The sequence below is a fragment of the Thermopirellula anaerolimosa genome, assembly GCF_054657335.1.
On record NZ_BAAHYX010000007.1, the window covers coordinates 146,952 to 173,771 of the forward strand.

Annotated in this window: 32 protein-coding genes and 1 other RNA gene; 8 read left to right on the forward strand and 25 right to left on the reverse strand. The window is 65.8% G+C overall.

The window, feature by feature from the left end; genetic code table 11:
* Nucleotides 1–120: 120 nt before the first annotated feature.
* The 3 genes from ACYQ6J_RS18235 to ACYQ6J_RS18245 are packed head-to-tail and all read right to left on the reverse strand — an operon-like array spanning nt 121 to nt 3,655.
* On the reverse strand, nt 121–888 hold the full coding sequence (locus tag ACYQ6J_RS18235; RefSeq protein WP_460185659.1) for a hypothetical protein: 768 nt from the start codon (nt 886–888) through the stop codon (nt 121–123).
* The gene (locus ACYQ6J_RS18240; RefSeq protein ID WP_460185660.1) at nt 885–2,321 is read right to left on the reverse strand and encodes a glycosyltransferase; all 1,437 of its coding nucleotides are present in this window, start codon (nt 2,319–2,321) and stop codon (nt 885–887) included. The genes ACYQ6J_RS18235 and ACYQ6J_RS18240 overlap by 4 nt, the downstream gene beginning before the upstream one ends.
* A complete protein-coding gene (locus ACYQ6J_RS18245; protein WP_460185661.1) occupies nt 2,318–3,655 on the reverse strand; it encodes a glycosyltransferase family 25 protein in 1,338 nt (445 codons plus the stop codon). Before ACYQ6J_RS18245 ends, ACYQ6J_RS18240 begins: the two co-directional genes overlap by 4 nt.
* Before the next feature lie 334 nt (nt 3,656–3,989).
* On the opposite strand from ACYQ6J_RS18245, the gene ACYQ6J_RS18250 reads away from it, so the two are divergent.
* Complete coding sequence (locus tag ACYQ6J_RS18250) at nt 3,990–4,418, forward strand: hypothetical protein (protein ID WP_460185662.1); 429 nt, start codon at nt 3,990–3,992, stop codon at nt 4,416–4,418.
* On the forward strand, nt 4,394–4,660 hold the full coding sequence (locus ACYQ6J_RS18255) for a hypothetical protein (RefSeq protein WP_460185663.1): 267 nt from the start codon (nt 4,394–4,396) through the stop codon (nt 4,658–4,660). Before ACYQ6J_RS18250 ends, ACYQ6J_RS18255 begins: the two co-directional genes overlap by 25 nt.
* Before the next feature lie 52 nt (nt 4,661–4,712).
* On the opposite strand, the gene ACYQ6J_RS18260 is transcribed toward ACYQ6J_RS18255, so the two are convergent.
* The 18 genes from ACYQ6J_RS18260 to ACYQ6J_RS18345 form a co-directional block, all read right to left on the reverse strand.
* Nucleotides 4,713–6,377, reverse strand: a complete 1,665-nt coding sequence (locus ACYQ6J_RS18260; RefSeq protein ID WP_460185664.1) for a hypothetical protein — start codon at nt 6,375–6,377, stop codon at nt 4,713–4,715.
* Between the two features lie 14 nt (nt 6,378–6,391).
* Nucleotides 6,392–7,189: a hypothetical protein gene (locus ACYQ6J_RS18265; RefSeq protein WP_460185665.1), complete on the reverse strand. Its 798-nt coding sequence runs from the start codon at nt 7,187–7,189 to the stop codon at nt 6,392–6,394.
* Nucleotides 7,190–7,207: 18 nt separating this feature from the next.
* On the reverse strand, nt 7,208–9,190 hold the full coding sequence (locus ACYQ6J_RS18270; RefSeq protein ID WP_460185666.1) for a phage tail tape measure protein: 1,983 nt from the start codon (nt 9,188–9,190) through the stop codon (nt 7,208–7,210).
* Nucleotides 9,191–9,193: 3 nt separating this feature from the next.
* Nucleotides 9,194–9,388, reverse strand: a complete 195-nt coding sequence (locus ACYQ6J_RS18275) for a hypothetical protein (RefSeq protein WP_460185667.1) — start codon at nt 9,386–9,388, stop codon at nt 9,194–9,196.
* Between the two features lie 20 nt (nt 9,389–9,408).
* Nucleotides 9,409–9,837, reverse strand: a complete 429-nt coding sequence (locus tag ACYQ6J_RS18280; RefSeq protein WP_460185668.1) for a hypothetical protein — start codon at nt 9,835–9,837, stop codon at nt 9,409–9,411.
* A 47-nt stretch (nt 9,838–9,884) separates the two neighbouring features.
* The gene (locus ACYQ6J_RS18285) at nt 9,885–10,271 is read right to left on the reverse strand and encodes a phage tail tube protein (RefSeq protein WP_460185669.1); all 387 of its coding nucleotides are present in this window, start codon (nt 10,269–10,271) and stop codon (nt 9,885–9,887) included.
* Between the two features lie 13 nt (nt 10,272–10,284).
* Nucleotides 10,285–10,800, reverse strand: a complete 516-nt coding sequence (locus tag ACYQ6J_RS18290; RefSeq protein ID WP_460185670.1) for a hypothetical protein — start codon at nt 10,798–10,800, stop codon at nt 10,285–10,287.
* Nucleotides 10,801–10,812: 12 nt separating this feature from the next.
* Nucleotides 10,813–11,241 carry a hypothetical protein gene (locus tag ACYQ6J_RS18295; protein ID WP_460185671.1) on the reverse strand — a complete coding sequence of 143 codons (429 nt, stop codon included), beginning with the start codon at nt 11,239–11,241 and terminating at the stop codon, nt 10,813–10,815.
* Between the two features lie 5 nt (nt 11,242–11,246).
* Nucleotides 11,247–12,524, reverse strand: coding sequence for a hypothetical protein (locus tag ACYQ6J_RS18300; protein ID WP_460185672.1), 1,278 nt, complete (start codon nt 12,522–12,524; stop codon nt 11,247–11,249).
* Nucleotides 12,525–12,548: 24 nt separating this feature from the next.
* A complete protein-coding gene (locus tag ACYQ6J_RS18305; protein ID WP_460185673.1) occupies nt 12,549–13,196 on the reverse strand; it encodes a hypothetical protein in 648 nt (215 codons plus the stop codon).
* 6 nt (nt 13,197–13,202) lie between these two features.
* On the reverse strand, nt 13,203–13,583 hold the full coding sequence (locus ACYQ6J_RS18310; RefSeq protein ID WP_460182162.1) for a hypothetical protein: 381 nt from the start codon (nt 13,581–13,583) through the stop codon (nt 13,203–13,205).
* A 7-nt stretch (nt 13,584–13,590) separates the two neighbouring features.
* Nucleotides 13,591–13,926: a DUF2190 family protein gene (locus tag ACYQ6J_RS18315; RefSeq protein WP_460182163.1), complete on the reverse strand. Its 336-nt coding sequence runs from the start codon at nt 13,924–13,926 to the stop codon at nt 13,591–13,593.
* 46 nt (nt 13,927–13,972) lie between these two features.
* Nucleotides 13,973–16,105, reverse strand: coding sequence for a phage major capsid protein (locus ACYQ6J_RS18320; RefSeq protein ID WP_460185674.1), 2,133 nt, complete (start codon nt 16,103–16,105; stop codon nt 13,973–13,975).
* Entirely contained in the window at nt 16,086–17,585 is a 1,500-nt protein-coding gene (locus tag ACYQ6J_RS18325) for a phage portal protein (protein WP_460185675.1), read from the reverse strand. Before ACYQ6J_RS18325 ends, ACYQ6J_RS18320 begins: the two co-directional genes overlap by 20 nt.
* Before the next feature lie 165 nt (nt 17,586–17,750).
* Entirely contained in the window at nt 17,751–17,999 is a 249-nt protein-coding gene (locus tag ACYQ6J_RS18330; protein ID WP_460185676.1) for a hypothetical protein, read from the reverse strand.
* Between the two features lie 308 nt (nt 18,000–18,307).
* The gene (locus tag ACYQ6J_RS18335) at nt 18,308–18,523 is read right to left on the reverse strand and encodes an NrdR family transcriptional regulator (protein WP_460183280.1); all 216 of its coding nucleotides are present in this window, start codon (nt 18,521–18,523) and stop codon (nt 18,308–18,310) included.
* Nucleotides 18,516–20,816 carry a terminase gpA endonuclease subunit gene (locus ACYQ6J_RS18340; RefSeq protein ID WP_460185677.1) on the reverse strand — a complete coding sequence of 767 codons (2,301 nt, stop codon included), beginning with the start codon at nt 20,814–20,816 and terminating at the stop codon, nt 18,516–18,518. The genes ACYQ6J_RS18335 and ACYQ6J_RS18340 overlap by 8 nt, the downstream gene beginning before the upstream one ends.
* Nucleotides 20,806–21,030 carry a hypothetical protein gene (locus ACYQ6J_RS18345; protein ID WP_460185678.1) on the reverse strand — a complete coding sequence of 75 codons (225 nt, stop codon included), beginning with the start codon at nt 21,028–21,030 and terminating at the stop codon, nt 20,806–20,808. The genes ACYQ6J_RS18340 and ACYQ6J_RS18345 overlap by 11 nt, the downstream gene beginning before the upstream one ends.
* A gap of 145 nt (nt 21,031–21,175) precedes the next feature.
* Here ACYQ6J_RS18345 and ACYQ6J_RS18350 point away from each other — a divergent pair, with 145 nt between their 5' ends.
* From ACYQ6J_RS18350 to ACYQ6J_RS18375, 6 genes are all read left to right on the forward strand, one after another.
* Nucleotides 21,176–21,712, forward strand: a complete 537-nt coding sequence (locus tag ACYQ6J_RS18350) for a winged helix-turn-helix domain-containing protein (protein ID WP_460185679.1) — start codon at nt 21,176–21,178, stop codon at nt 21,710–21,712.
* Nucleotides 21,713–22,141: 429 nt separating this feature from the next.
* Nucleotides 22,142–22,993, forward strand: a complete 852-nt coding sequence (locus ACYQ6J_RS18355; RefSeq protein WP_460185680.1) for an amidoligase family protein — start codon at nt 22,142–22,144, stop codon at nt 22,991–22,993.
* Nucleotides 22,994–23,064, forward strand: an RNA gene (locus tag ACYQ6J_RS18360) — hammerhead ribozyme type II.
* A gap of 25 nt (nt 23,065–23,089) precedes the next feature.
* Nucleotides 23,090–23,383: a hypothetical protein gene (locus ACYQ6J_RS18365; protein WP_460185681.1), complete on the forward strand. Its 294-nt coding sequence runs from the start codon at nt 23,090–23,092 to the stop codon at nt 23,381–23,383.
* A gap of 24 nt (nt 23,384–23,407) precedes the next feature.
* Nucleotides 23,408–23,602 (forward strand): hypothetical protein, encoded by a 195-nt coding sequence (locus ACYQ6J_RS18370; protein ID WP_460185682.1) that lies wholly within the window; start codon nt 23,408–23,410, stop codon nt 23,600–23,602.
* A 9-nt stretch (nt 23,603–23,611) separates the two neighbouring features.
* Nucleotides 23,612–24,286, forward strand: a complete 675-nt coding sequence (locus tag ACYQ6J_RS18375) for a class II glutamine amidotransferase (protein ID WP_460185683.1) — start codon at nt 23,612–23,614, stop codon at nt 24,284–24,286.
* 5 nt (nt 24,287–24,291) lie between these two features.
* Here ACYQ6J_RS18375 and ACYQ6J_RS18380 read toward each other — a convergent pair whose 3' ends face one another.
* From ACYQ6J_RS18380 to ACYQ6J_RS18395, 4 genes are read right to left on the reverse strand one after another with little or no spacing between them, the layout of a single operon-like run.
* Nucleotides 24,292–24,660 (reverse strand): DUF1937 family protein, encoded by a 369-nt coding sequence (locus tag ACYQ6J_RS18380; protein ID WP_460185684.1) that lies wholly within the window; start codon nt 24,658–24,660, stop codon nt 24,292–24,294.
* Nucleotides 24,657–26,009 (reverse strand): DNA modification methylase, encoded by a 1,353-nt coding sequence (locus tag ACYQ6J_RS18385; protein WP_460185685.1) that lies wholly within the window; start codon nt 26,007–26,009, stop codon nt 24,657–24,659. The genes ACYQ6J_RS18380 and ACYQ6J_RS18385 overlap by 4 nt, the downstream gene beginning before the upstream one ends.
* Nucleotides 26,006–26,272, reverse strand: a complete 267-nt coding sequence (locus ACYQ6J_RS18390) for an HNH endonuclease (RefSeq protein ID WP_460185686.1) — start codon at nt 26,270–26,272, stop codon at nt 26,006–26,008. Before ACYQ6J_RS18390 ends, ACYQ6J_RS18385 begins: the two co-directional genes overlap by 4 nt.
* Nucleotides 26,269–26,625 carry a hypothetical protein gene (locus tag ACYQ6J_RS18395; protein WP_460185687.1) on the reverse strand — a complete coding sequence of 119 codons (357 nt, stop codon included), beginning with the start codon at nt 26,623–26,625 and terminating at the stop codon, nt 26,269–26,271. The genes ACYQ6J_RS18390 and ACYQ6J_RS18395 overlap by 4 nt, the downstream gene beginning before the upstream one ends.
* Between the last annotated feature and the right edge of the window lie 195 nt (nt 26,626–26,820).

The window sequence follows — 26,820 nt, forward strand, 5'->3', positions numbered from 1 at the left end:
AATGAAACCTCGCCGCAATCGCCATCTACCACGATAAGGGGGTGCCGATCCAGGGGCACGAACCGCCCGGAGTCCTGCCGCAGCCGGGACGCACTGGCGGCCGGGCGGGAGAAAAACGGCTCACTGTGGCGGACAGGCTGTGGGTGCCTCCCGAGAAGCGGCGGCGAGCATTACGTGCCAGGTTTCGGAAAGCAGCGTTTGATTGGCTCCGGTAATGGGGACCAGCCCGGCCCCGGGGTAGTACCCACACAAAGGGCAGAAGACTTGGTAGAGCTCGCGCACGGCCGCTTCGGTCAGCTGCTCCAAGCGGGCGAGACAAGCACGGCCGCCGCGGATGCGATCGATCGCCCCGGCCACGGCGCAGCAGTAGAAGCCCGCGAAGTTCATGCTCACCCCACAAGCCCACGAGATGTTGCACCCGCCATAGCGGTGGCCTGCCAGGGCCTTGGGCGCGCGGTCGATCGGGGCAAGGCAGGGGGCGACGAACTCAGGATGCACTGGCCCGGTCTTGCGTGAATTGAGCACGTGCAGAAACGGGAATTCCCGCTGCAACTCCCGTAGCCGCCGCTGCGTGGCGCTGCCGTGGCCATGCGTGGCCAGGCCCACTTGAAATGCCCCCGGCCCTCGCCGATCGCGGTACTGGCCGACGCGACGAACGATGGCCTCCAAATCCGGGTGCGTGGTCGGCTCGCCGCCGACGAGAAACCATTGTCGCCAGGGATAGTTCAATCGCTCCGAATCGGCGATGAGTTGATCCACATGCTCTATGCAAGTATTCTCCCTTGGGCGCCCTGGCACTAGTTGCGTCATGCGGTTGCAGTTAGCGCAGCCCAGGCCGCAGACATAGGTGATGTCGAGTTCCAGCCACGTCAGATTGGGCCGCGTCATGGAAGCGTCTGCCAGTTGGTATCGGCCATGTGGGGCCAGTTTTTGGAGCCGCAGAAGTGCCAGATGAAGGCGTCCATCACAGGCGTCCACCGATCCCAGAGCCGTGCGCCACAGCGGTTGAACTCGCTAGGCAACAGGCACAGGGGCGTTTCGGTCCACCGGCGGGCCAGGCTCAAGGGGCCCTGGTCGCCAATCTCCCACGAGCTGTGATCGCCGGTGAGCGCCCATATCAGCCGGGCGGCTTCGAACACCGCTCGATGCCGGTGCGGGCTGAAAACGAGCACGCCGGAGTTGATATACTCGTGGCTAAAGTCCAGCGGCACACCCAAAAGGTCGCACAGCGGTTGCATCTTGGGCACCACGTGGTGAAGCAAGTTGTGCCCCTCTTGCTCGGAGCTTACCGCGCCGATAGCTTCCGCAGGCACGCATTCAAACAGGTTGGGGCAGTCCGCCCGCACCACGACATCGCGGTCGAAGTACACGACCCGCTCGTAGGCGACGGCGTGTTTGTCGAGGTTCAATTTTTCCCAGTACGGCTCACGCCAACCGAATAGGGGGCGTGTGATTTCGACATACTCCGCGCCCCAGCGCTCAGCGGCTGCCCGCTGGGACTCGCGCAAGTTGTGGGGCATGCCATCGCCATAGAGGTTGAGCGTCACGACAGCCCGGCCGGCCGGCAGCGACGGCGGGTGCAGCCGCCCGACGGATGCCCGGAACACATGCGATAAGAGCCGGTCGGAACTCAGCAGCTCGTGCCGCGTCAAACGCGGTACGTCGTCCTCCGCGGCGGGGTCGCTGAGGCGTTGATTCGATAACATGCACGTCCAGATGTTGGGACGAGCGGCCAGCCACGCGGCGTGCTCATGCTCGGGAGCCCTGGCAGACAACAGGTGCTGATCCCGCCACGAAATCGGGCTCACGTGGTCAAAGGGCAGAATCACGCACCTCTGGCGGCCGATCTCGTGGACGATGCGGGTCATCGGCTGGGAACTCACTTCCAACCAGCCCGGCTTGCGACCAGACCGTGCGATTTGGACTACGTGGTCCCGCAGGCGCACAATCGGCTCTGCGCCCGGGCGCGCGGCAAACAATGCAACGCCGATCGTGCGATCGGTGGACTGATACGCCAGCAGCCCGCAAGGGCTGGTTTCGGCCGCCCGCGCCAAGAGATCGAAGGGCTTCAGCGGGATGCAGTCCGCGTCGCACCAGACGCCGCCATGCTCCGCCAGGAGCCATGCCCGAATGGCGTCCGACCGCTGGCAGACATGCCACGTGCCGATCGCATCGAGCAATTCGGGCGAAAATCCAAGCCCGGGCAAATCATCGGGACCAAGCACCCTGGCGTTCGGGTTGTACGCCTTGAGAAGGTCCAGGCACAGCCGGATGTACGGCGGCATGGGGCCTTCCCAGTAGAGCCAGACGGGGGAATTCATGTCGCACCTACTACAGCCCGTTTCAACTCTTCGATACTCTCCGCCCTGATCTCCACGACCGGCCGCGTGGTGGCGGCCGTCAGCATGGCGGCGTTGAGCTGGGAGTGCCGCGCCACGACTATCAGCCCATCGCGGTCGCCTTCGCGGCACAAAAAGTCGCACCACTTGCGCAATTCCTCGATCCGTCGCTCCTGGGGCACTTCGGCGAAGATGCGCTCCAGCCCCTTATCAATCCCTGTCTGGCGATCCCGCCAATAGCCGGGATGAAAACCGTGCGCGTGGAGTTGCTCGACCATCGCTCGGGGGCATGACAAGAGGATGATCGGGCTCGTGCGGAGCGACGCCCGCCGGCGCATGCGCTCCTGCACCTCGGCCGGCAGGCAACCAAACGCCTCCTCGGCCGATTCTCCGCGCACTTCATACACCGGGCCGGCCCATGCCTGCCGCACTAGTTCGGTCGTCGCCTGCGGATGCCACACGGTGGGCAGCAGGCCGCCCACGGATTCGGCCTGAATCCACCCCAGCCATCGTCTCAGGCCCTCGATGCGGTGTTGTGGGGCCGTCCCGTCGGCCAGACAGCGTTTGAGCGTCACATCGATCCCGTCTGCGTCCCGCTCCATCCCGGGGTGGAACCCAAGCGGCAGCATCGCGTCCAGTACGTCCCGCGTCACCAAGGCGACGGCCACTGGACCCGGCGGCTGGGCTTGAGAGTTCCACCACTCCATGGGCTTTTCGGCGCCCCGAATATCCGACCTGCCGCCCGCTTGGCCAATCAGCCAGGATTCCGGGGCGTAGACGATATGCTGGTGTTGCCAATCGCGCATGAGCCAGTCGATGTGCACCGTGGCATTGGCCCAGCGGCGCTGAAGGGCCTGCATGTAATCGCGCCGGGCCGCGTAGGCATGCGTCCGCTGGCAGTAGCGGACGCGGACCACTCCGGGGATGCCGGTCGGGATGGGCGGGGCGTGATGCTGGCCGCCCAGCATGATGCCTTGCCAGTCGCTGGGCACTTTTTCCAGGAACGCTCGCACCCGCTCCGAAAAACCCTCGGTAATGTCGGCCTCGTCCTCCAGAATGAGCACCGAAGATACGTCATCCATCAGGCAATCTTGAAGGATGCGGAGGTGGCTCATACGGCAGCCGTAGGCCCCGCCGCCCTGCGTGAACTCGGGGGGCACACCCACCTTGTCGCCGTCGATTGCGGCGTAGACTTGTGGGGGCTTAAACGGCCAGCCGTGCCGCTGGAGGCGAGCCAGGCACGTGCGTAGCCTATCGGGCCGGCGTTTCAGATTGATCACGTACACCCGTTCGAAGAAATCATGCAACGCGTCCATCGACAATCTCTCCCCTGGGGAAGCGCGAAATTTTCCCAGCGGGCACGCTTCGGTGGCCATCGCGAGTTTGTTGGCAATGGGTGTTAGCCCGCGTGCAATGCGGCAGCCGCACGCGGCACAGAGTTGCTGCTTGGGATCGTAAGCCTGACAGTGCAGACAATGGGCCGCGAGCAGGTGGGCGATTTCTTGGGCAGACCGGGTGGGTCTGCCAGCGGCAACCCACCGGGCGACCGCGTGGGTGTAACTCCAGATTCGTCGAGCAACGCCAGGCCGCCGCCAGGGGCCGCGTTGCGAACCGGCCTGCGACGATAGGCCTGTTTGCGGTGAAAGAACCATGTCTTACCATGTTGCCACTACGAGCTGGATGTCGGCCACGAGTTCCCGGCGCTGCTGCCGCTGCCGGGCGGCGCGCTGGATGTGGGCCAAGAGGGACTGGCGCTACTACTGCTGCCGGGCCAAGAGCTGGATGTTGGCCAGGAGGCACTGGAGCCGGATTCGGATTGATAACCGGCGGAATAAGAACTACCCGAGTCGGACGGACTCGGTGCTGATCCCGACGGGGCCGACGCTGGCGGGCTTGATCCTGACGCTGCCGACCCTGAAGCGCCTGACCCGGGTGGTGCCGACCCTGAAGAGCCCGACCCAGGTGGCGCGGACCCCGAAGAACCTGACCCGGATGCTGCCGACCCTGAAGCGCCTGACCCGGATGCGCTACTACTGGCGATCCCGCTGTCCGAGATGGAAGCGCTTGCGGCAGAGCTGAGGGAAGCGCTCGCCGCCGAGGCCTCGGACAGGCTTTGCGAAAGGCTTTGGCTAAGGCTCTCCGAAATGCTCTCGCTCGCGGAAGAGCTTCTGGATAGTGAGGAGCTGAAGGCCACTGATTCAGAGAGGCTGAGGGACGCACTTCCAGACAGGCTCTCGCTGCTGGACCCAGACTGGCTGCTGCCACTTGACGAACTGCTGCTACTTGACGAAGACTCGCTGCTGAAGTCAGAACTGCTCTGACTTTCGCTCACCGACGAAGACGACTTGGCCGAGCCCCAATAACTGTCGCTCATCACTCGGGCGGGTATGCGCTATTGATGAAGGCCTCGTTCGCCTCGAACTGCCGCCGCGACCGGTTCGGGAACCGCAGGCCCGCAAAGCTGCGGCGGACACCGGTCACTCGGAGAACGAGTCGGACCTCCTGCCTGTCGTTCTCGACGGCAAACCGCACGCGGACCCAGTTCCCCTCCACGCTTGCTCCGACCACGACTGGCACGTCCGCCACGCACGCGGAAACCACGAGGCTGCCCGGTTCGCACACCTCCACAAAACGCGGGTCGATCTGGAGGGTTGCCGCTTTCTGCGGAATGCGGGCCAAAAGAATGTCCTCAAAGAGGACTTCGGGCGATTCCAGCGTAAACAGCGCGGTATAACCCCCGGGGGCCCAACTGGCCGGGACGATCGCCGTCGACTTGTCCGACCCCCACGATGGTGGCGGGGCACTCTCGGAAGGCCCGCTGGGTGGTGGCGGTGCGCTTTCGGAAGGGGCACTGGAGGGTGGCGGTGCACTCTCCGACGGCGCACTCGGCGGTGCACTCTCCGACGGCGCACTCGACGGGGGACCACTTTCTGAAGGCGCGCTTCCCGATGGGGCACTCTCCGAAGCGGGGCTCTCGGAAGGCATGCTTGACGGCGGTCCGCTTTCAGAGGGAGCGCTTTCCGACGGGGTGCTAGACTGGCTGGACTGCAAACTCCCGGAGGCGCTGGATTTACTGGCGCTGGAGACGCTGGACTGGCTGACGCTGGACTTGCTCAGGCTGGACTCGGAAGAGAACAAGCTTTCCGAGTTGCTGGACCCGCTGGGCGGCGAACTTTCGGAGGCGCTGGATTCGACGGACGAGCTGGACGAACTGCTCGGCGACGATGAGCTGCTGGAGCCACAGCACCCCTCGCCGTAGTAGAGCACCTCCCAGGATCGGCTATCGGCCATCCACTTGGCCCACCCAAAGGCCCCGGCGGGCAAACCTTCCGGGGGGACGAGCCCCAGGGAATCCACGACCTCGATGTCTCGGTCGCTTTGGCACCAGTCGGGGGCACTGCTGCCGCTGCCCTGCGCGCCGCCGCTGATAATCCGTTCCGCCCAGGCGGAGCCGCAGCGGTCGAGGCGCGCGGTCAGACGAAAGCGGCAGATGTCTTCGGGGACGGGGCCCAAATGCACCAGCGCCCAAGTAACGCCCTCGTCCTGGTGCTTCCAGAGAATCAGAGCCCCGCCGGATTCGCAGCTTTCCAGATACTCGCAGGCGTCCGGGGCGATGTCGGCGTACTGATGCCCCGGGTCCAAGATGCGGACCAGGGCCACAGTCACCCCGGCAACACAGGCCCTGTGGGCGATGGCATCGGCCGCGACCGGTTCCAGGAGGATAGCGAACTTGCCCCGATGGGCCCCCGCCTGCGGTACTACGCCGTTGAACGCGAGCTCATTTTGAAAGCTCTCTTGATTCTCGTCGGGACCGATGATCGGCCCATCAAGGCCCAGCACCTCGAATCGCAACCGGTCGCTGCCGCTTCGATTGCGAACCTTGATGATCGTGCTATGGGCAAAGCGAGGGTGGGCGTCCTGTCTCTGGTTGCGCTGCCGGTCCTTGAAATCCAAAGCGGCGTCGATGAACGTATTGAAAGCCTCGGCGGGGATTTGCAGCGGCTGCCCGGGCTGGACTTTTTTGAACGGGTTTCCCATCGCAATCCTTCAGCTTACGGCCCAATGCCCAACTCCCCAAAATCGCCATATGGATAGACCTGCTCCACGTAGGCGGCGACCGGCCTTTTGACCAGGGTGCTCGCTGCCCGGTCTTCGGCGTCCGCGTAGCGGACCCAGAGGTATTCCCAGCCCTTCTTGCTAATGCCTGTGATATCGCCGATCACCAGGCCGGCGACGTTGGGACTTGCTGCAAAGCGGAAAGTAATCTCCCAGTCGTCTTGGCCACGCTTAGAGCCGGACGCACCCAGAAACAGCACCTCGCCGGCGGCGAAACCGCGAAACAGGGCAGCGTTCACCTTCCCAGTCAGAAAAAACAGCGTCGCCTTATAGGCAGGCGTCACCGCACTGTCGGGAAGGTAGTGCGTCTCGGAGAAGTTGTAGACCGGCACGGTGATGTCCACGCCCTCGACGTTGTCGTGGGTAACACCGATGGCCCCTTGGAAATCCGGGGCGGTCTTGCCCGGCGGGGCGTAGCGGCCGACCGTCTGGAGGCTCTGGGTGATGTGCTGGGTGCCGCCGCCGGTGTCGAACTGGTAGGTGGAATCGCCGGTCTCGGGCGGCTGAAGCTCGCCGTAGCGGACCGAACCTTCCCAGATGTCTTCGGCCACACGCTCGATGTGAAGCGACTGGCGTACCAGGCCGTCGTAGAGCACCGGCGAGGCCGCCGCCAACGCCGCCTTGGCCGCCAGGTCGCTATCGGTGCCGCGGACAATATAGACAAGGTCGACCGACGGGCTTTCACCCTCGGTCGACTGGCGGCTCTCCCATTTCTCGTGGACGGCGATCGGCATCCGCGACGCATACTCCGATCATGCGAATGCCAGGTTGCCGTGCTGGGCCTGCTGGACGAGCTTGCGGGTGTTCTTGGCCGTCTCCTCGCCCGCCCGGGCGGCACGCTCCAGGGGTCCACCCGTGCCCAGGCCGCCTGCGGCCAAGGGGTTGAAGGTCCCGGTCACGCTGATCGACCGCTGGGCAAGACCCTCGAAGTCGAAGCCCTCCAGGTCACCGATGCCCTTCACCCGCTCCGGGGCAGCGGTCTCCTTGATTTCCCCCCGTTTACGGGCCGCCTCGTCGAGGGCCTCTTGCCACTGGCGCCTGGCCTCGGCAACCGCATCCTCGGCCGCCTGGAGGTCCGCGTCGTATTGCCGCTTGCGCTCGACGTGCCGTCGCTGGCGATCCTCTTCAAGGGCCTCGAGCGTGCCGCGCTCTTCCTGGTCGATCGCCTGGCGTTTGGCCTGCCGGGCGGTTTCGATGTCGCGGAGTTGCTGCTGGGTAGCTTGATCCCGCTGGCGCTGTTCCCGTGTGAAATCCTCATCGAGAATCCGCATGGCGGCTTCGGCGTCGACCGACGAGTCGAACATCGCCATGAGCTGCACGAACTTCTTGGCGATCCAGTTCTGGGCCGTGCGCCACCCGGTCACCAGGCTACTGGTGAAAACCGTCCATGCCTTCGACAGGAAGGCGACGGTCTCCACCCAAGCCGCCTGGAGGCCGGCCCAAGCCGAGGTGAGAATCTTGGCCGTGCCGTAGACCGCCTCGGTGGCTACGGCCATGAAGGCCTCTTTGAAGTTGATCCACTTCTCGGTGAGCCAGGCGACCCCCTTCTGCCACTCCATCTTCAAGGTGAGCCAGAGGATCTTGGCCGCCAGGCCGATGTCGCCGGCCGCCAGCGCATCGGAGATACCCTGCCAGGCCGCCAGCGCCGTATCGCGCAGGGCGGCGAACTGCTGGCCCAGCCACGACAGGGCCTGCTGGCCCGCGCCGGAGACGTACAGGAGATACCCGCCCAGCGACGCCAGGGCCGCGATCACCAGACCCGCGGGCGAGAGGATCGCACCCAGGACGGTGCCGATCACGCTCAAAGCCGTCCCCACGCCGGTGACGATGCTCGCCAGCGTGCCGAAGGCGAACCCCAGTCCGGAGAGGATGCCACCCAGGATGATCAGCGCTGCCCCGCCGGCAACGAGGGCCGCGGCCATCTTGAAGACCGTGACGACGAGGGTTTTGTTGGCCTTGATCCAATCCGCAACGCTCCTGATCACCCCAAGCGCCCGCTCGACGAGGTCCGCAAGCACCGGCGCCAAGGCCGACCCGATGACGAAAACCCCCATCTTGACAGTCTTCCAGAGGTCGGCCAGCAGATCGCCGAAGACTACAGCCGCTTCTGCGTCCTCGGTGGCCATGACCAGACCAAGCTCTCGGGCCCGGCGGGCCAGCGCCTCTAGACCTGCGGCCCCGTTGGCGATCAACGGCAACAGTTGGGTGCCCGAGCGGCCGAAGAGTTCCATCGCGGCGGCGGCACGCTCGGTGGGATTGGGGATTTTCGCGAGCCGGTCGGCGATGAGCATGAATTGCTGATCGGGAGAGAGACCTGCCAGTTGCTGGATCGACAGGCCGAGAGTGGCCAGGGCCTCTTGGGCCGACTCGGAACCGCCCGCCGCCTCTGCGATCGTCTTCTGCATCCTCCGAACGCCGGCCTCGAGCGCCTCCAGGTCGGCCCCGGACTGCTCGGCCGCGTAGGCCAGTTCCGACAGCCGCTCTACCGCGATGCCGGTCCGCTGGCTGGCCTTGGCCATTGTGTCGCCCATCGAGGCGAAGACGCGGGATGCCCCGAGCATGCCCCCCACGGCAACCATTCCGGCAGAGAGCATCCGCCTGCCGGCCGCCGTGACGCTCTGGCCCCACGCCTTCAGTCGCTTCGAGGCGGCCTTCAAGCCGCGAACCAGCCGGCTATCGTCGGCAAACAGCTCGACGAACGCTTGTCCGGCGCGGATAGCAGAAGGGCTTGCCATAGATCACTCTCTGGGCGGTTTGAGGATTCCCAGTTCGCCAAGGTGCTTGAGCGTGGTGGTTGCGGCGGGCTTCTTCAGAAGCGGATGGAAATCCGCCGGGCCGAGCGGCCTTGCCTTAGAACCGCGGAAGGCGTTGTAGAGCATCGCAAGTACCTGGGCCGTGTGGTTCCACTGGTCCCGCTGCCGGCCGTCGACCATCCAACACAGTTCCCGCAGCGTCAGCGGCCCTGGGTCGACGCCGACGATTCCGGCAAGCTCGTAAACGAGCCGTAAGCGTCCGTCAGGGCCGCCTCGATCTCCTGCGGCAGGTCCGTGCGATCGAGCTTCGCCTTGATTAGTGCCGCGGCCCGCTGGTTCCACTGGCCGTACTTCTCGATCGCCAGCCGGAGCGTCTGGCGCTGGCTCGGCTCGGGGAAAAAATCCACAAGCTCCTCGACCAGGGCCGCCTTCGCCCGGGCGATTGTGTCTCCGGCCATTGCCCGGGCGAAGTCCACGTCCGAGATCTTCTCGGCGTCCGCCTGCGGCTTGCAGACGCAGTAGACCACGTCGCAAAGCAGGATCGGATCGAGCAAGAGCCGCGGCAAAGTGCGCTCGATGTCGAGCAGGTCTTCCTTCAACAGGTCGCGGACCCGCTTGACCGTGTCCACGTTAACGGCGATCGTCCACGTCCGTCCGGCGCTATCCTGGAAGGTTCTCATGCGCTAGTTGCCTCCAAGGTCGGCTTGAGCGTGAAGTCCAGGGTGGCCACGTCTTCCAGCGGCTGGCCCTGCGAAAGGCTGGTGACGGCCCACTTGCCCGTGTAGCTCAAGGTCGGGTCGGATAGCGTTACGGCAAGCGGCGTCCCACCCGTGTACGCCGAAATCAGGGCCTGGACGGCCGCATCATCCGGCGAGTAGACGGCCGTGGCCGAGATGGTGAACTCCTTGAGCGCCACCACGGTGCGCTTCACGCCCTGGCTGTCCCGGGTGGTGACGTCGGCCTCGCTGCCCGCCAGCTCGACGGTCACCTCCTTGGCCAATTTCAACTCATTCGTCCCGACGGTCAGGGTGCACTCGCGGCCCAGTTTCCAATGGGTGGCCATTGCGCTTTTTCTCCTATCGTACCGAGTCCTTCCACATCGCTGGCAACTTGGGTTTTTCCCTCTCCATGGCGGGATGCATATAGGGGCGGGCGGCGATGCTCACCGTGCGGTATCGCGTCGCTCGTTCGGCCAATCTTCGCCGGCTGCGAAGGTCCGCGCGATACCACTGGCCGCCAATCTCGCACTCGAGGATCGTCACCTCGCCCCCATATTCCAGCACCGACGGTACGGTGCCTTTGACCGGCTGCCGATGCCTGTCGAAAAAGACCTGATTCGTTTTTGCGGGGCCGACAATCACGGTATGCCGCTCGGGCTCGAGGGCGAAGAAAATGAACTGCCGCAGGACGCCCGTCTGCGAACTGGGCGGCATGCCCGGCGGTGCCGCACGCCGCCGCTTGCGAATACTGCTCTTTGCCGCCCGACGCACGTAGGCCCCGAACTTCGATAGCACCCGGCGTTCCGCCTTATCCTTCGCGCGCAGCACCCGATCGGCGTCGAAGAAGGACCCTTTCGCCTGGCTTACGGTCATCCCCAACATCGCTCATCCCACCACGCGGAACGAGAGCGTGAGCACGCTGGTGAAGCACCGCAGCTCGTCGAGGTGCTCGACCGCGTAGACCGGCTCGTTCTCCACTTTCACGCACAAAGCGGACGGCATCGCCGCCGGCCGCCGCAACCGGAAATGCCGGGCGATCTCTTCTACAAGCCCTAAAAGTGGGTCGATCTCTTCGGCGGTCCCGCTATCGAGCTTCTGCTGGATGGCCAGGTCGATCTGGTACTGGCGGCTGTCGTCCGCGCGGCTTGCGGCCTCGATGACCAGGCTCCGAGGCACGACGCTCACCTGGAGCGTCTTGAGGTCCGCCGGCTCGAACCTGGGCCGATAGAGCCGCCGGGCGGCGAAAGGGAGGCTCCATCCTTCGCCATTCAGTTCCGAGACGACCGCATCGGCCAGCGCGACGATCGTGGACACGCGGATCACCTCCTTGCACGCGATTTAACGGCCGATGGCCGCGTCCGGCGGCTCTCGACGGCTTGGCTTTGCCCTGTGCCGGCCGTCTTGGCTTGCGTAGGTGGCCCGGGCACGAGGCTTGCCAACAGGCCCAAGAGGTAGACGAGCCAGCCTTTCATCACCAGGACGATCAGGATGAACACCACGCCCGCGGCCAGAAGCCACGAGAGGATCACGCGGAATGGGCGTGCCAAAACATTGATCAGCCGGGACAGCAGGCCATCTGCCGGCCGCCTCTGGTCGCGGTCCTTGTCGGGACGGTAGTTTGGGTCGGGCTTGCGCAATCGCTCGAAGGCTTGTCGAAAGCCTTCCGCTCCGTCGGCATAGTCGTCTTGCCGATGCAGGACATTGCCGTCCGGGGCCTGGACGTAGATCGTCGGCTTGCCGGCCGTGTAGAAACCGACATTGGCCACGGCCCAGTGATCGGGCGGATAGTCCTGGACCAGGCATTGGTTGGCGATATCGCTTAGAGAACCTCTCAAGTCATCGAGCACCCGGCCGCGGTCGGCCTCCGTGCCGATCACGGTCAGTCGCAACTTGCCGCTGTCGTCGGCCAGGCTCCCGGCCTGGAGGATTTGCGTAGCCTCCGCTCGGGTGATCTGGCGGCCGTCCAGGGTGATCCGCTCGGCCGAACCGCCGAGGCCAGCTCGATCGATGCCGAAGTTCTGGACCCCGTCTTGCTCCACCACCGGCAACGGCCCTTCCGGCTTGGACGCTGGCGCAGCGCCCGGGCCACTGGGAGGTGCGGCGCGGCCGGCCGTGGCGGTCGAAGACGTCTGGGGCGACGAGGGAGGCGGTGGCGAAGGCGGTGATGGCTGAACCGGCTTGGTCGAAGCCGGCGGCGACGTTGAAGCAGTCGAGGAGCCGCCTGTTCCCGCGTTGCTCCCCGACGTCGAGGGCGAAGGCTCATCGCGCCGCAGCACCACGCGGACCGTCTGGCCAGGCGAAAAGCTCAGAGTCCACTGGCGATGGGCATCGCCCCAGCGGGCCGTCACGCGATACCGGTAGCGCCGGCCCGGCTCCAAGGGCGGCGTCTGGACGCGGCCTTTTCCGCCCAGAAGCCGTACCGCGTGGCTGTCGAACCAGACTTGGCCGCCTTGCGGAACGACTTCGACATCGAATACGGCCGGCTGCCGATCCGTGCGCTGGCCAACCATCGGTTGCCATTGCGGCCAACCCGACGGGATCGCGCAACCGCCGGGACCGCACTGGCCCAACAGAAGCGGAAACAACAGTGCGTACATGACAAGTCCTTGAGTTCTGAGCCTTCAGATTCCGTTGGTCGGCACCGGTGGGGGCGGTGGCGCCAGGAGGATCACCGCCCACCCGCCCCCCAGGCCCGTCCACGAACGCCGGAACTCCTCGGGCGTCATCCATTCGATCTGGTTTTCCCCGATGTAGTTGTTGTCCAAGACGGCGAAGTAGCGATCGTCGGCATGGACCAGGTTGACCATGTGGGCGATCCGGCCTCCGCCATAGCGGCCGCTGGGGCTGTAGCTGTACGTCACGGCAGGCATCCGGCCTGTGCGGCAGGCGAGTTTTAATAGTTCCAGGTCGCTGCCCTCGTAGTTCAGAAAGCCTGGTGCCTGGCTTGCGCCGCGCTGGCGGGCCATCTCGGGCAGGTATTTTTCCACGGCCCCCGGATACGCCCCGCCGGGGATGCCGTGCTCCTGAATCCACTTCGGGGCCTCTTGATAGGCCGGCACGTTCTGCCACAGGGCCGCATGGTGGATCGAAGTCCACACGCAGCAGCCCTGACCCCGCGAGGTCGTGTTGCGGCGATGCAGCTCGACAGGCAGGTCGCACTGGACTTCGGTCCCATCGGGTGCCCGATTGCCGCCGACCACGGCCCCGAGACCCACCGCCGCCAGCCCCACCAGCACAGCCATTAGAATCGCCGCACACAGTCGCATCATCGTCAGTCACTCCTCGCCGATCTGCTTGGTGTGAATCCGCAGCAGCCTGCGATGCGGGTCGCTCCAGCGCCACTCGGGTTCACTGCCTGGCGCCAGCACCTCGTAGACCAGCGTCTTGCCGCCGGTGGTCTCTCGAATCTGATCTCCCCGCCGGGGCAACGCCTTCTGGCCGGCGAGAATGAGGTCATCGGCCGCAATCAAAAAGTCTCGGTCGGTCCACTCCATGCGCACGCCACCATAGCCGTCGTCGAGCTTCAGGAGCGTCCGCCCGACGATCGCTTGAACAGTCGTCTCGTCGGTCCCGCGTCGGTAGATAACCGGCCGCGAGGCATGGACCTTGAGCCGCTCGGCCAGCCAGGCCAAGCCGTCATCGAGCAGGTCGCCCATGAGCGGATCACTGGCTCAGCCGGACGCGGACCACGGTCGCCCCGGCGCCCGCCGCGCGCACGGCCTTGCCCAGGAGCTTGTTCGCCCCGGCGCCGTCGGTGGTCACCGCCACCTTGTTCGTGGCGTCCCAATAGACCTTGGCCCCGGCCGCGAACTCCGTCGCACTGGCCTTGACCACGTCGAACACCCCGGCCACGGCCAGCGAGCCCGGCGTGCCGGCGGGGATTGCGCTGCGGGCGATCCCGACCAGGTCCTCCTGGACCACCACATCGCCGGCCGCCACATCCGCCGACGGCGTGTAGTCGATCTGCTCCCCCTGCTGTACGAAAACCGCAAGTGCCATCTGGGTTGCTCCTTCCGTGTTCAGCCTTCAGTTGTCGGCAGCGTGCTCACGCCTCACCCTTCATCTTCACGCCGCCACGCGGGTCTTGCAGGGCTACGCCAAAATCATGGTAGCCGCGCATCTGGATGCCGAGCACCGAGAAATCGGCATCCGCCGTCTCGATCGTCGGGCTCTCCTGGCCGTTGAGGAACGCGACCTCGATGACCGGCAGGTCATCCGGCGTGGCCAGCAAGTACCAGGCCTTGCTGGAACTGCCCGCGTACTGGCTGTTGGACAGGTAGCGGCTCACCTCCACCCGAAATTTGCCCTGGTGCGGGTTGGCCACCGGGTAGCTCTTGTTGCTCGTCGTGTCGCGCAGCTCCATCGACTTGTAGAGCTGTGAGCCGATGGCCGAAAGGGCCGTGGGCACCAGGAGAATCGCCGGCATGATCCCGATCGGCTTGCCGTCGCTGTCCACCTGGTCCATGAACGCCACCTCGGCCTTGGTCAGCCCGTCGATCGAAAGCGCCGTATCAGCCCCTTCCAGGTAGTTGCGGTTGCCCGCCGAGAAGAAGCTGGCATTGTCCAGAAAGGTCTTCCAGAAGACGTCGTTGATCTTCAAGCCCGAACCACGGCCCAACTTCCGCGGCACGGTCGTGATCGCTCCCAGATCGTCGTTGATGATGTCCCGGCGGTCGATCGAGAGCACCAACCCGTAGGTGTCGGCCTTGTTGGTGTAGGTCTCGTTGCCCAACGTGCCGTGCTTGAGTTCGCCGCCCGGAGAAACCTGCTCGTACTGGTCGGTGCCGATGAGGCGATAGCTGGTGACGGTCTTGAAGTCCGAGACGTTCCGCACCGCGCAGATGTTTCGCCACGTCCGCTCGACGCTGAAGAACCCATCGAGCAGGAACTTGTTGGCCACGTTCGACAGGATGCCGCCGATGTCGATCGTCGAGAACCCGGCCTCCAGCTCCGGCCGGAAGGCGAAGCGCAATACGGCCCGGCTGTCGCGGAAGTTCCGGCCGGTGTAGCCGTTGGCCCAGGCGGCTTCCAACAGCAGTTCCTGGAGTCCGATCCCGCCGCGGAACCGGCGCGTGGCCGCCTCCAGGGTCGGCTCGTCGAACAGGTCTTCCACGCCCGCAGCCTTGGCCGTGAGCATGCAGGCGGCCTCGAGCAGTCGGCTGCTGACGACCTCCGGGCTGCGGACATGGACGGCCGGGGCCTTGGGACGCTCCGCCCGCAGGACGGCCAGTGCCGTGCGATTGACGTCCCACTTCTCCTGGATCGCCTGGGCTTCGATGTCCGGGTGCTTGCCGCCGCAGACCATGCGCACGGCCAAGACGCGAGCCGCCTCGGCGGCCTGCTCGGCCGCGGTGTCATCGCCCGGCTGCCGGGCGGCAGGCAGCACAGCCTGCTCCGCAGCGGGCTTCGAGGCAGCCGCTACCTGGGTCTCTACCGGCTCACCAGGCTGCACTTGAGGATTGGTGTCGGAAAGGCTCTCCATCGCTTGGTTCTCCTGTTGGCTTGCTGGCAGGCCGGCCGCGGCCAGGCTGGCGCTGGTCGCCCCGTCGGCCCCCAGGTCCACGAAACTGATCTCGCCCAAGGTGGCCTTGCGGACCACGTTGACCGGCCCGGCGAACTGGCGGCCGTTGACCAACACCTTCTGGTTCTCACGGACGAACTCGAACTCCTCGACGGCCGCCGCGATCGAGGCCTGCCAGGGGAAGCCGTTGCGGGCACTGGCCACGATCTCCCGGGCAGCCGCCGTATCACGCGAAACCACACCCGTGGCCACCAGGCGGCCGTCGTCGATGCGAATGGCATCCGTGTGCCCCACGCCGCTTTGCATGTCGTGGCCGAAGCGGATCGGCCGGCTTTGCGAGGGAATTGCCAAACCCGCCAAGTCCACGATGACCGGATAGCGCCAGCCGGCGATCCGCATGGGCCCGCCGGTGTAGGCCACCATCGAGAACCGCGGCAGCTTGGGCATGCCGTCGCCCTGGCCCTCATCGGCGGCCTCGATGGTGATCGAGCCCGGGTCGCAGACCAGGTTCAGGTGCGCCTGCGTGCGCACCTGGCGCTCGCAGATGGCCCGGCGCTGCGCCGCGTCGGGGAACTCCTGGACCATCGTTGGATCGCCCATGCACCGCTCGATGAACTCATCATGGGATTCGCTCGCCTTACGCTGCGGTAGCGGCATGCGTCACTTCCTCCTCCGTGTCCTCCTCGTCCGTGCGTTCGTCCTCTGATGTTGGCGCCGGCACGGCCTGCGTGGGCGAAAGCCCCAGCTCACGCATCAACGCCAGTTCCTTGGCCCGCTGGCGGAGCGCCTCTTCCCAATCGCGCCCCTGCCGGGCGTATTCGTAGGCCAAGGTCGTGGTGTGGCTGGCCAGACGCGTGGCCTGGGCCGTGGCCTCCTTGGCCGGGTCCACGTGCTCTTGCCCGTCCCAGAACCACTGGTGCGGCCATTCAGGCATCGGCCCCAGGTCTTCAGGCCAAAGATCCGGAATCAGGACCGCCTCGTCGAGCCAACCGGCCAGCACGCGATCCAGCACCACGGCCTCAAGATGGGCCTGCTCCACTCGCAGGCTCTTGTAGTAGGTCTGGTGGTCCAGCCGGCCGGAGGCGTAGTTGTAGCCCGAGCTGTTGCCCGCTGCGATGTTAAACGGCATGTTCAGGCAGCGGGCGATCTCATTGAGGATTTCGTGTTTGAACTCGGCGTAGGTCGTGGCGGGCTGCTCGGCCTGCAATTGGCTCATCTTCCAGCCGCCGGGCATGGTCACCAATGCCCGTTGCTCCAGCTCGATGGGCTCGAACGGCTCGGCCGCGTCCGCCTCGCCGCCCGGCGGGGCGTCGGTGTAGAGGATGCCGGCGAAGTCGGCCGCCGTCTCGGCAGCGGCGATCACCGCCAGCGTGAACCGCCGAAGCTGGGCAAAGAGCGGCAGGGCCGGCATGATGTCGGGGATGCCGCGATCCTGGCCTGGGCGGTCCATGCGGAACCAGTGAATCACCGACTCGGCCGGCAGGCGGTCGTACTGGAGGCCCAAAGATAGGGCCGCATCGCCCGGGTGCTCCCGCAGCACGTGGTACTCGACCGGGTTGCCGCTGGAATCGAAGACGATTCCATCGGTGAGATTGTAGGCTGAAGGCTGGAGGTTGGAGGAGCCATTGGCACCCTTCCTACGGCCTTCAGTCTTCAGCCTCCAGTCTAGGTCCGGCGTGGTCACCTGGTCGGCCTCGACCAGCCGCAGGTCGAGCTTGACCTGGGTGGGTAGTCGCGGGTTGCTGGTCAGGATGGCGAAGGCCTCGCCATCCTGGGCGCGGGCCATGCGCATGGTGCGGAGCTTTTCGGCCAGGCCCACCGCCTTGGCCCACCTGGAGAACTCCTGTTCGATCCGCCGGTTGGCCTCGGCATTGGCGGTGAGCATCTGGAGCCGCGGGCCGGTCCCGATCGTGTCGGCTGCCAGCGTGAGGACGATCCCCCGGGCGTAGCTGTTGTTGGCCACCTCGTACCGGGCGCGGTTGCGCAGGATGCGCCGCACCTCGGGGCTGTTGGCCGCCCGGGCCGAAAGCCCATCAGCGTTGGCCCAGTGCCGGCGGTTGTCTTCAGTGGTCGCCGCCGCGTCGTAGCGGCCTCGCAGGGCAATCGCAGGCCGCCACGAACGCGGCTGACGAGTCACCGGGGCGGCCTTCCTTGGCCACCAAGATCGCATCCATGCAAACATTCAACTTATCCCCGGCAGGACGCGATTTCTAAGCAAACCACGCCTTGCCTTGCCGTACCAAGCCCGGGCATGCCCAACCGCGCCAAACCACACCCAACCTTGCCACGCCATCAACGAGACTTAGCCCGTCCCCGGCGGAACGAACTTGCCGAAACGCAGGCCGCGGTGCTTCCGCTGTACCGCCTCCGCGGACTGCAAGTAACGGGCGGCCGCTACCTGGTCGGGTAGCGGATGCTGCTCGACACTGCCCGCGTCGCCGGCGACCTTGGCCGGCCCCTGGGCGTTCTGGCGGATGGTGTCGTCGAGGTTGTCGGCCACCTGCTTCGTCTCCGGCAAACGCGAGCCTGTTTCACGGGAATGCCCAGCCAAGGCTTGAACATCCCCCTATTACTTGACCTACCCGGCGCAAGGCCGAACTGTCGGAGTTTTTCGCCAGGAATTCCAAGATCGTGCTACATATAGCGATCCGGGCCCACCATCCGAGGGACCGCCCGGAATCGCCGCTCCGTCCACTTCGGAAATTCCGAAGTCAGACGCCGGCACGCTGCGGCGACTTATAACCGTTATAAGTCAGCCGTTCGCGGCGCTCACCGCACGCTGCCTGCCTATCTCTTATGTATGCCAATTCCTGGCGATCTGTCCGCCAAATCGCCCGGAAAACCGAAATCGTGCTACATCTAGCGATCCGGGCCTACCAGGCGAGGGGGCAGCTCGTAGGTCACCATCCGTCTGCCGCAGTGGCGGCAGACCTTGCGGCGGCGGATGCGGCCGCTCGGCAAGGGCTCGGTGTGGGTGGTGCGCAAGTGGCAACACCCGCACCGGGGGCAGGCGATGCCACGCTCCGGCTTTGGGGCTTGGGGCGTGCCGCTTGGGACTTGGAATGCATCATCCATGATGGCTTCGCCTCCTCCGCTGAAGCTCCGCAAAGCTGACTCGCCGGCGATCCTTGCCCGGTTCGGCGGCCATTCCCGGCAGCGAAACCCCCTGGATCGACGCGGCCACCGCACAGCCCACCAGGCAGTCCAGCCAGTGGTTGTCGCCGGCCGACACACGCAGCTTCCACTCGTCCACGGTCCGGCCGCGGCCCTCGGTCTTCACGCGATACTCGGCCGTCACGTGCTCGGCGAAAAGCCGGTGCTCCTCCGGCCGATCCCCGAAAAGCGACAGGCAGCCCGCGTCGCCCATCGCCACGGCCAGCCGGGCGTACACGAACGACTTCCAGAAGTTCGTGTCGTAGACACAATAGCGCACGGCCCGGCGGCCTTGGACGTTCGGGATGCGCCAGTTGAGCCCACAGCGATCGCCCGGCTTGCGCTGGTAGTCGTTCAACGGGCGGCTGGACGCCCCGATGAACCGCCCGTGGCTGGGCATCACCACGGCGGCATGGGCCGATTGGCGGCAGAACTGGTAGACCACATCCGTCGATTGGCCCCAGTTGGCGTCGATCAAACACCTCTCGATCCGCAGGCAGGCCCCATCATCCCGTCGGAACTCGCGGCCCAGGTAGTCGCCGGTGAGCTTCTCCAGGCCTGCGTAAATCGCCCCTTCCACGCCGCCGGCCTTGGTCACGGCGGCAAGTGTAGGCTGGGCATCGCGGAGCGTGAAGTACGGCCGATGTTGTTTCGGGTAGGTCCCGTAGTCGATCACGTAGCCCGTAAAATCGTCCTCCCAGGCCGCCACCACGAAGAACAGCGAGTTCTGCTGCACGTCGATGAACATCACCAGGTGATTGCACCCGATGGGCACCTCGCCCCGACGAAGGCGGTTGAGCTTGGCCGCAATCTGTTCGGCCGTCAGGTCTTCGCTCTGGGCCGACTCCTCCGGCAAGGGCTCGTTCTGGTACTCGGCCCAGAAGGCCCGCTCGTCCTGGAGCTTCAGGTTCATGGCGTGCTGCACAGCCGAAAGCTCGTCGTGGTTGTAGCGCTCGGGCCAAGCGACCAACGCCCCTTCGTCCATCTCAGCTCGATGCTCCCTATAAAACTCGGTCGCCTCTTCGCCGTGGCCGCCCCGGCGAAAACTCTCGGCCCGCAGTTCGGCGTAGCGTTGCCAGAGCTTTTCATTGGTGGGGAAGCTGTAGACAAGCTTCGTGCGCTCGCCGTTCCATTCTGGGTGTTTGTCGCGCGAGAGGATGTTGTCGGCCATGTCGCCCGGGCGGATGACCGTACAGGGCATGATGCCGCTGATCTTCTTGCCGGGCCCAGCCAGGCCCAACACCGCCCCGGCCAGGATGCTCTCACGCGTGGCGCACTGCGAAAGACTCCGGGCCGACTCGTCGGTTTGCGGATCATCGAGCACCACCAAGCTGGGCCTTACCGTGTGCCCATCAGCCCGCTTGAACTTCATGCCCCGGATGCGGCCCGTCAGTCCCGCCACCTTGATGATCGCGCCCGCGGCCTTGCTTCCGGGGATCGTCGGCAGGACGATCTCGCGGGCGGTCCAGCCGATGTGAGTGCGCTCGCCCCGGTAGAGCTGCCCCGCACAGCGATTGGCGATGCCATCCAGGCAATGGATAGGGTAGACCACCTCGGGGAAGTCTGCCAACAGCAGCTCGTTGCCGTCCAGTTCCATCTTGATCGACTCGAGCATGTCCATGGCGTGGCCTTCGTCCGAGCCGATCAGACAGACGAACTCCCGATGGCCGTACAAGGCCGCCCAGATGCAAGCTGCCTCACACAGGCTGCTTTTACCAAATCCGCGCGGGGTGGCCATCGCAAATAGTCCGCCAAACAGGACTGCCTGTTCGATTTTCGCCATGACCTTCAGGTGATCCGGCGACCACGGCAGGTGGAACGTCATCGGGAAGTACTGCTCGCAGAAGAAGCGAAAGTCTTGCGCGGCCCGCGCCTTCCGCTCGGGATTCACCACCCCGGGCAGCTCGCCGATGTCCCGGCCGGCAAGCGACAGGGCTTTGTTCCGTGCCGCCGCCCGCTCTTTCAAGAGGCTGTAGGCTGTAGACTGTAGGCTGGAGGATTCGCATTTCCCTTCAGCCTGCCGCCTACAGTCTCTAGTCTCTCGCAGCCACGCCGCGTAGCGGAAGAGGTCCACCGTGCGCCCGTCGCCGATGCGAAAACCCGCCCGGGTGCGGTGGCGGTGCAACTGCCGCTCGTCCAAGACCGTGCCCAGCGGCGTGGAGTTGACCAGCCGGCACAGCTCGCTGGGACGCAATCGCCTGGGGTCAATCGCCACGGCCCATCTCCTTCACCAGCCAGGCCACGTAGTGGACCAGGTTCATCGTGCCCTCGGCGTTCGTCGGGGCCCCGGCGCCGATGTCCGCTTGGAGCATTTCCACGGTGACCGCCTTCGGGCCGGCGGCGGACAAGAGCCGGGCCATGTCCTCCAGCCGTAAGGCCTGTGGGTCAAGCGGGCTACCGTGCCGTCCTTGGGCGTTATTGTGCATCATCGGGTGCTACGCCTCCACCCAGAAGTATTCCGCAGATTCCATCCGATGCGGCGGACAATCCGCTTGATGGGTTGGCAGAAACATGGCTTGTGTGTCCTGACGTGAACCAAGTCCCCGTTTTCCCCTTGTTCCAAGGAGCGATGCGATGAAACGCGACGAAGTGCAGATCGGCAAGGTCTACCTGGCCAAGGTCACCAACCGGCTGGTGTCCGTGCGGATCGACGGCGAGAATCGCCACGGCGGCTGGGACGCCACGAACCTGGCCACGGGCAAGAAGGTCCGCATCAAGTCGGCCCAGCGGCTGCGGGGCGAGGCCCACAGGCCCCAGCGTGGCGGCCGGACGGGCGAGCAAGTCCGCACGCAACCAGCCGCCGAAGGCGTTGTTCCCGACAGCGCCACGCCGGGCGACGCGGCCAAGCCGCGCAGGCGTCCGACCAAGGGCGAGCCCAAGCCGAAGCGCCCAAGCGCCCTGGACGCCGCCGCCCGAGTGCTGGAAGAAACGGGCCAGCCGATGACGGCCAAGGAAATCGTCGCCCAGGCCGAGGCCAAGGGCTACTGGAAGTCGCCCGGCGGCAAGACGCCCGACCGGACGCTCTACGCGGCCATCGCGCGGGAAATCGCCACCAAGGGGGCGGCGGCCCGCTTCCGCAAGGCGGAGCGGGGCAAGTTCGCCCGGGCGTAGCCCGTACCGCGGCCAACCCCCGTCTGGCCCCTGCGTCCCGGCTCCCGCCCGCGACGCCACACCGGCCCGCTGTGGGCCACGGGTGGCCCGCCTGGGGCCGGGACGCGCTGGGGTTGGCCCCCACGTCCAAGCCCCCGCCAGCGACGCAACACGCGGCCACTGTGGGCCCCACGTGGCCAGCACAGCGCCACACCCTCGCCCTGGCCCGGCAACGCCGCCTTCCGTCGCCGGCCCCCATCTTCTTGCAGGCCGGCCGAAAGCGCTAGTCCCAAGCCGGCCACAAGCGTTAGGCGGTGCTACGAAGTCGCCCGAAAGTATTCCGAAAAATCCGGCCCGCAAGGCGGGAGATCCGCTTGATGTTCTCGGCCGTTCATGGCTCCTGTGTGATGAACAAACGAATAGCATCCGCCACCCACCAGGAACCACGCCATGACCGCCAACGAACTGACCTTCGGGATCGAGATCGAAACGATCGCCCCGGATAGCGCCGTGCAGAACGACGGCCTGCGGATCGGCCCCTACCGCCGCGGAATCCAGGTCCCGTACCTCCCGGCCGGCTGGAAGGCCGAAGCGGACGGCTCGATCGACAACGCAGGCGGCGGCCACAAGTGCGAGATCGTAAGCCCCGTGCTCCGCGGCGAAGAAGGCATCCGCCAGGTGGTCGAGGTCCTGCGGACGCTCGAAGCCAAGGGCCACCGGGTCAACGCTTCCTGCGGCGTCCACGTCCACGTCGGATGGAAGCGCGATTGGCCGAGCGAAGCCCTGGCCCGGCTGGTCACCATCGTCGCCTACCTCGAGAAGGGCCTCTATGCCATCACCGGAACCAAATCGCGCGAGCGGGGGCGGTATTGCGGCGGGGTGCGGAAGTACGGAAACGACAAGACGGCCAAGCCCGCCCTGGACAGCGATCGCTACCACGCCTTGAACCTTACGAACCTGGCCCGGGGCACCAAGGACACCGTCGAGTTCCGCGTGTTCAGCGGCTCGCTCAACCCCACCAAGGTCGTCGGGTGGATTCAAGTCTCGTTGGGCCTGGTCGAGCGGGCCTTGGCGGCCAAGCGGATGCCCACCTGGGCGCCGAAGGCCCCCACGGGCGGCTGGAAGAAGTCGGGCCCGGGCCAGAGCGAGACGGAACGCCTTTTGGGCTACCTGGCCTGGGGCGCAGGCTACGCCCGCATCCACGGCGGCAAGCAGTACGGATGGATTTCGGACGCCATCCCGCAAGACGAGGTCAAGACCGAGTTCCGCCGGCTGGCTCGCAAGTACGACGCCATGCCCTGAAGCCGAAACGTCTGCATGGATGCGGGCGTCGCGGCGGGATGGGGGCCCGCCGCCTGACGAGGCAACCCGAACCCAAGCGACGAAGGGACCAGAATCATGACTAAGCATGCAAACTTCCACGAAACCAAACCAGCCGCCACCGTGCAGATTCTCTACAGCCCGGGGCCAGCCCGAAATGCGGCCAAGGACGAGCCGTGGGTGGTGGCGCTGCTTACGGACGAAGGGAAATGGGTCGATTGGCCGGAGAAGTTTTGCCGGCTGAGCGAAGCAGGGGCTCGCGCGGCTGAGCTGGCCGCCCAGCATGGCGTCCCCATCTACATGGTGGCAAAAGACTATTGCGGCGAATTCCGCGCTCGTGTCGAACTCGAAAAGGTTGAACCGACCGCCTGACGAAGCAACGCAAGGAGCCCAGCCATGAACGCATTCGTACTGCGATGGACGGAAGCCGCCCCGCGGGGCGAGCGGCTGATTACACGTGAGAAACGCTTCCGCACCCGCACCGCCCGCGACCACTGGGCCGCGTTGGTGGCGGAGCGTCCGAGTTTCATCCGCTTCGAGGCGTGGCTCGACGCCCCCGAAGAAGCCCCAGACGACGGCGACGCCCAGTAGAGAACGACCATGTGCGGCATCTTCGGATTCCTGAGTACCGACGGACGCGGGCCCGACCTGGACCGCCTGCGGCGGATGGCCGCCGAAACCGAGACCCGCGGCCGCCATGCCTTCGGCCTGGCGTGGATCGACGCCCAAGGGGCTATGCACACCTTCAAGCGCCCGGGCGCGGCCACGGCCGCCCTGGGCGACTTGAACCTCTGCCGCCACGCGGTGGCCGTGGTGGGCCATTGCCGCTGGGCCACCCACGGCGATCCCCAGGACAACCGCAACAACCATCCCCACCCGGCCGGCCGCGGATGGCTCGTCCACAACGGCGTGGTCCGCAACTACCGCGAACTCCTGCGCCGCTACGGCCTGCGGCCCAGGACCGATTGCGATAGCGAAGTGCTGGGACTGTTGATGATGCGCCGGGCCGGGCCGCTTGTGGAGCGGGCCGCCTGGGCCGTGGCTCAAGCGGAAGGCCCCTTGGCCTTGCTCGGCCTGTGGCGAAAGCCCGTGCGGCTGTTGGTCGCCCGTCGCGGCAACCCGCTGTGCTTCTGCGAAAAGCCCGGCGGGTTCTACTTCGCCAGCCTGCCCGCGGGGCTGCCGGGCAAGGTCTTCTCGGTGACCGACGAGTACGCCGGCGTGCTGCGGCTGGAAGGCGGCTCGGTCAGGCATCATCGGCTCTCGATTCTCGCGTAGACGCATCAGAAATCCTTTCCATGGGCCGCTGCGGCCTTCGCTTCGGCCAGTTCCGGCTCGCTCAGGAAGCGGACCGGCTTGCCAGCGGCGCGGGCAATGCCTATCTCCGCTTGCACGCCCCGGCTCTGCTCCCAGCCGTCGAGCTTAAGCACCCACAGTTCGTCGCAGGCGGCCAAGAGCCGCCGGTCCTGTTGCTCCCAGAAATCCCAGTCCCCAGGCAGGCCATGCTGGGCAATCGAGTGGCTATGGGCGATGGGCGACAGCACCACATGGCCCTGCCGGATGAGTTCCGCCGCCGCACGGCAAGCGGCCTCGAAACGCTCTTGGCGCACGGCCGCGTCGGGGTGCGAGTACGGACTGGCGAGATAGATCATCGAGCGGCCTCCGCTTCAGCGGGCTTCCGCTGGGCCTTCTTGCCCGTGAAGTTCTCGAACCTTTGGACGATCACGTCGCAGTACAACGGATCGAGTTCCATCAGGAAGGCACGCCGCCCTGTCTGCTCGGCGGCGATGAGCGTACTGCCTGAGCCGCCGAAGAGATCGAGCACGTTCTCGCCCGCCAGCGACGAGTACTGCATCGCGCGGACGGCGAGTTCCACGGGCTTCTCAGTTAAGTGCCGCATCTTCTGCGGGCTGACCTTCTTGACGTGCCACAGGTCGGGCACGTTGTTGGGGCCGAAGAAGCGGTGGCCGGCCCCCTCCTTCCAGCCGTAGAACGCGAGCTCGAAGCACCCAAGAAAATCTTTTCGGGTCAAAACGGGATGCTCTTTGTCCCAGACGATGCCCTGGGAGAAGTAGAGCTTGTGCTCCCGGAGCACAGGGGGATAGTTGCCAAGGTTCGCGTAGCCGCCCCAGATGTAGAAGGCATGGCCGGGCAAGAGCACCCGGGCCATCTGGCCGAACCAGGCGTGCAGGAGCCGGTTGAACTCCTCGTCCGAGACGAAGTCGTTTTGCAGCGGCCGGTCCTTGGCCCGCAGCTTGCGGTGCGTGGCCTGCGCCTTCTCGGGATGCCGGGCCACGTCCATCGCCTGATGATGAAGCACCCGCTGCCGCCTCCGCCCGCCTTGGAGTTCTTCCGCGCTGGGATAGGAACTCAACCCCGCGGCGATGGCGTTGTTGCTGCGGGGCTCTACGCGCACGTTGTACGGCGGGTCGGTGTTGACAAGGTGCACCGGGTTGCCATCCAGGAGCCGGTCCACGTCCTCCGCCTTGCCCGCGTCGCCGCAGAGCAGCCGGTGCTCGCCCAACAGCCACAGGTCGCCGGGCCGGGTGATCGGCTCGTCGGGCGGCTCGGGCACCTCGTCCGGGTCGGTGAGGCCTTCCTTCACGCCGGGATCGAGCAGCTTGGCCAGCTCCTCGTCCGAGAACCCCAAGAGGCCCAGGTCGTAGTCCATCCCCTGGAGTTCCCCCAGTTCGATGGGCAAGAGTTCGTAGTTCCACTCGGCCAGTTCGGCGGTCTTGTTGTCCGCGATGCGGTATGCCTTGACCTGCTCGGGCGAAAGGTCCTTGGCCACGTGGACGGGCACCTTCTCCAGGCCCAGCTTCTGGGCTGCCTTCCAGCGGGTGTGGCCGCAGATGATCACGCCGTCGGCATCCACGACGATTGGTTGCCGAAACCCCCACTCCCGGATGGACCGGGCCACGGCCTCGACGGCCTGGTCGTTCTGCCGGGGGTTCTTGTCGTAGGGCCGCACACGGCCCAGTTCCCATAGCTCGATCTTCATGGTTGGCCTCCTTGCTCCTTGTGCCGCCCGACGTGCTCGACGACCTCGCGGCAAAGCTGAATGAATTCCTCGTTGGTCAGCGTGCCCTTGGCGCGGTTAACCTGCTTGTGCAGCACCTGAACGTTCTCGATGCGGTGCTGCCCCCCGCAACGAACCGGTACGATGTGGTCTAGGGATGCCGTTTGCGGCTCCAGAGGCCGACCCGTCAGCGCACATCGGTATCGCTGCCATTCCAACAGCCGAAGCACATTGGTGGCGCTCACCGCCCCTTGGGGGCGTTCCGCATGCGTTTCGGGACATACCGCAGGCGTACATTGGGCAGGTGGTCCGCCCAGAACCTCCACGTCAAGGGATCGAGAAGGCGTTCCCGCTTGCGGGCGTATAGAGATGCCTTCATTGCCTGTGCTGCTTCGTGCCATGTCCTTGGTTTCCGTCGGTCTGAGGGAACGTAGTCCAGCCGGCCTTGGCTGGCGATGATTCGCCAGCTCTGAACCATGCTGTGGGCAGCCCGCCCCCAGGGGGCTGCCTGCATCTGGTGGTTGCGATAGTCGACATCCAGGCAGGCTTTCAGCTTGCCCGCCGCTTTGGCCCACGTACTTGCACGCGTGGTTGGCATCTATGTCTCCCGAAATCCGGACCGCTTGGCCCAAACTCTGCTCAACCCCGGCCCCGTTCCCGCACGCCTCTTCCGAGGGGGATCGGCCGGGAAGTACCTAACCGACCGCCGAGCGCCCCCTCGCGCGCGTACGCGCGCAATTACGCGTGCGCGTGGGCGGGTGGGCGGAATAGGCGGTAATTAACAAGAAGAAGA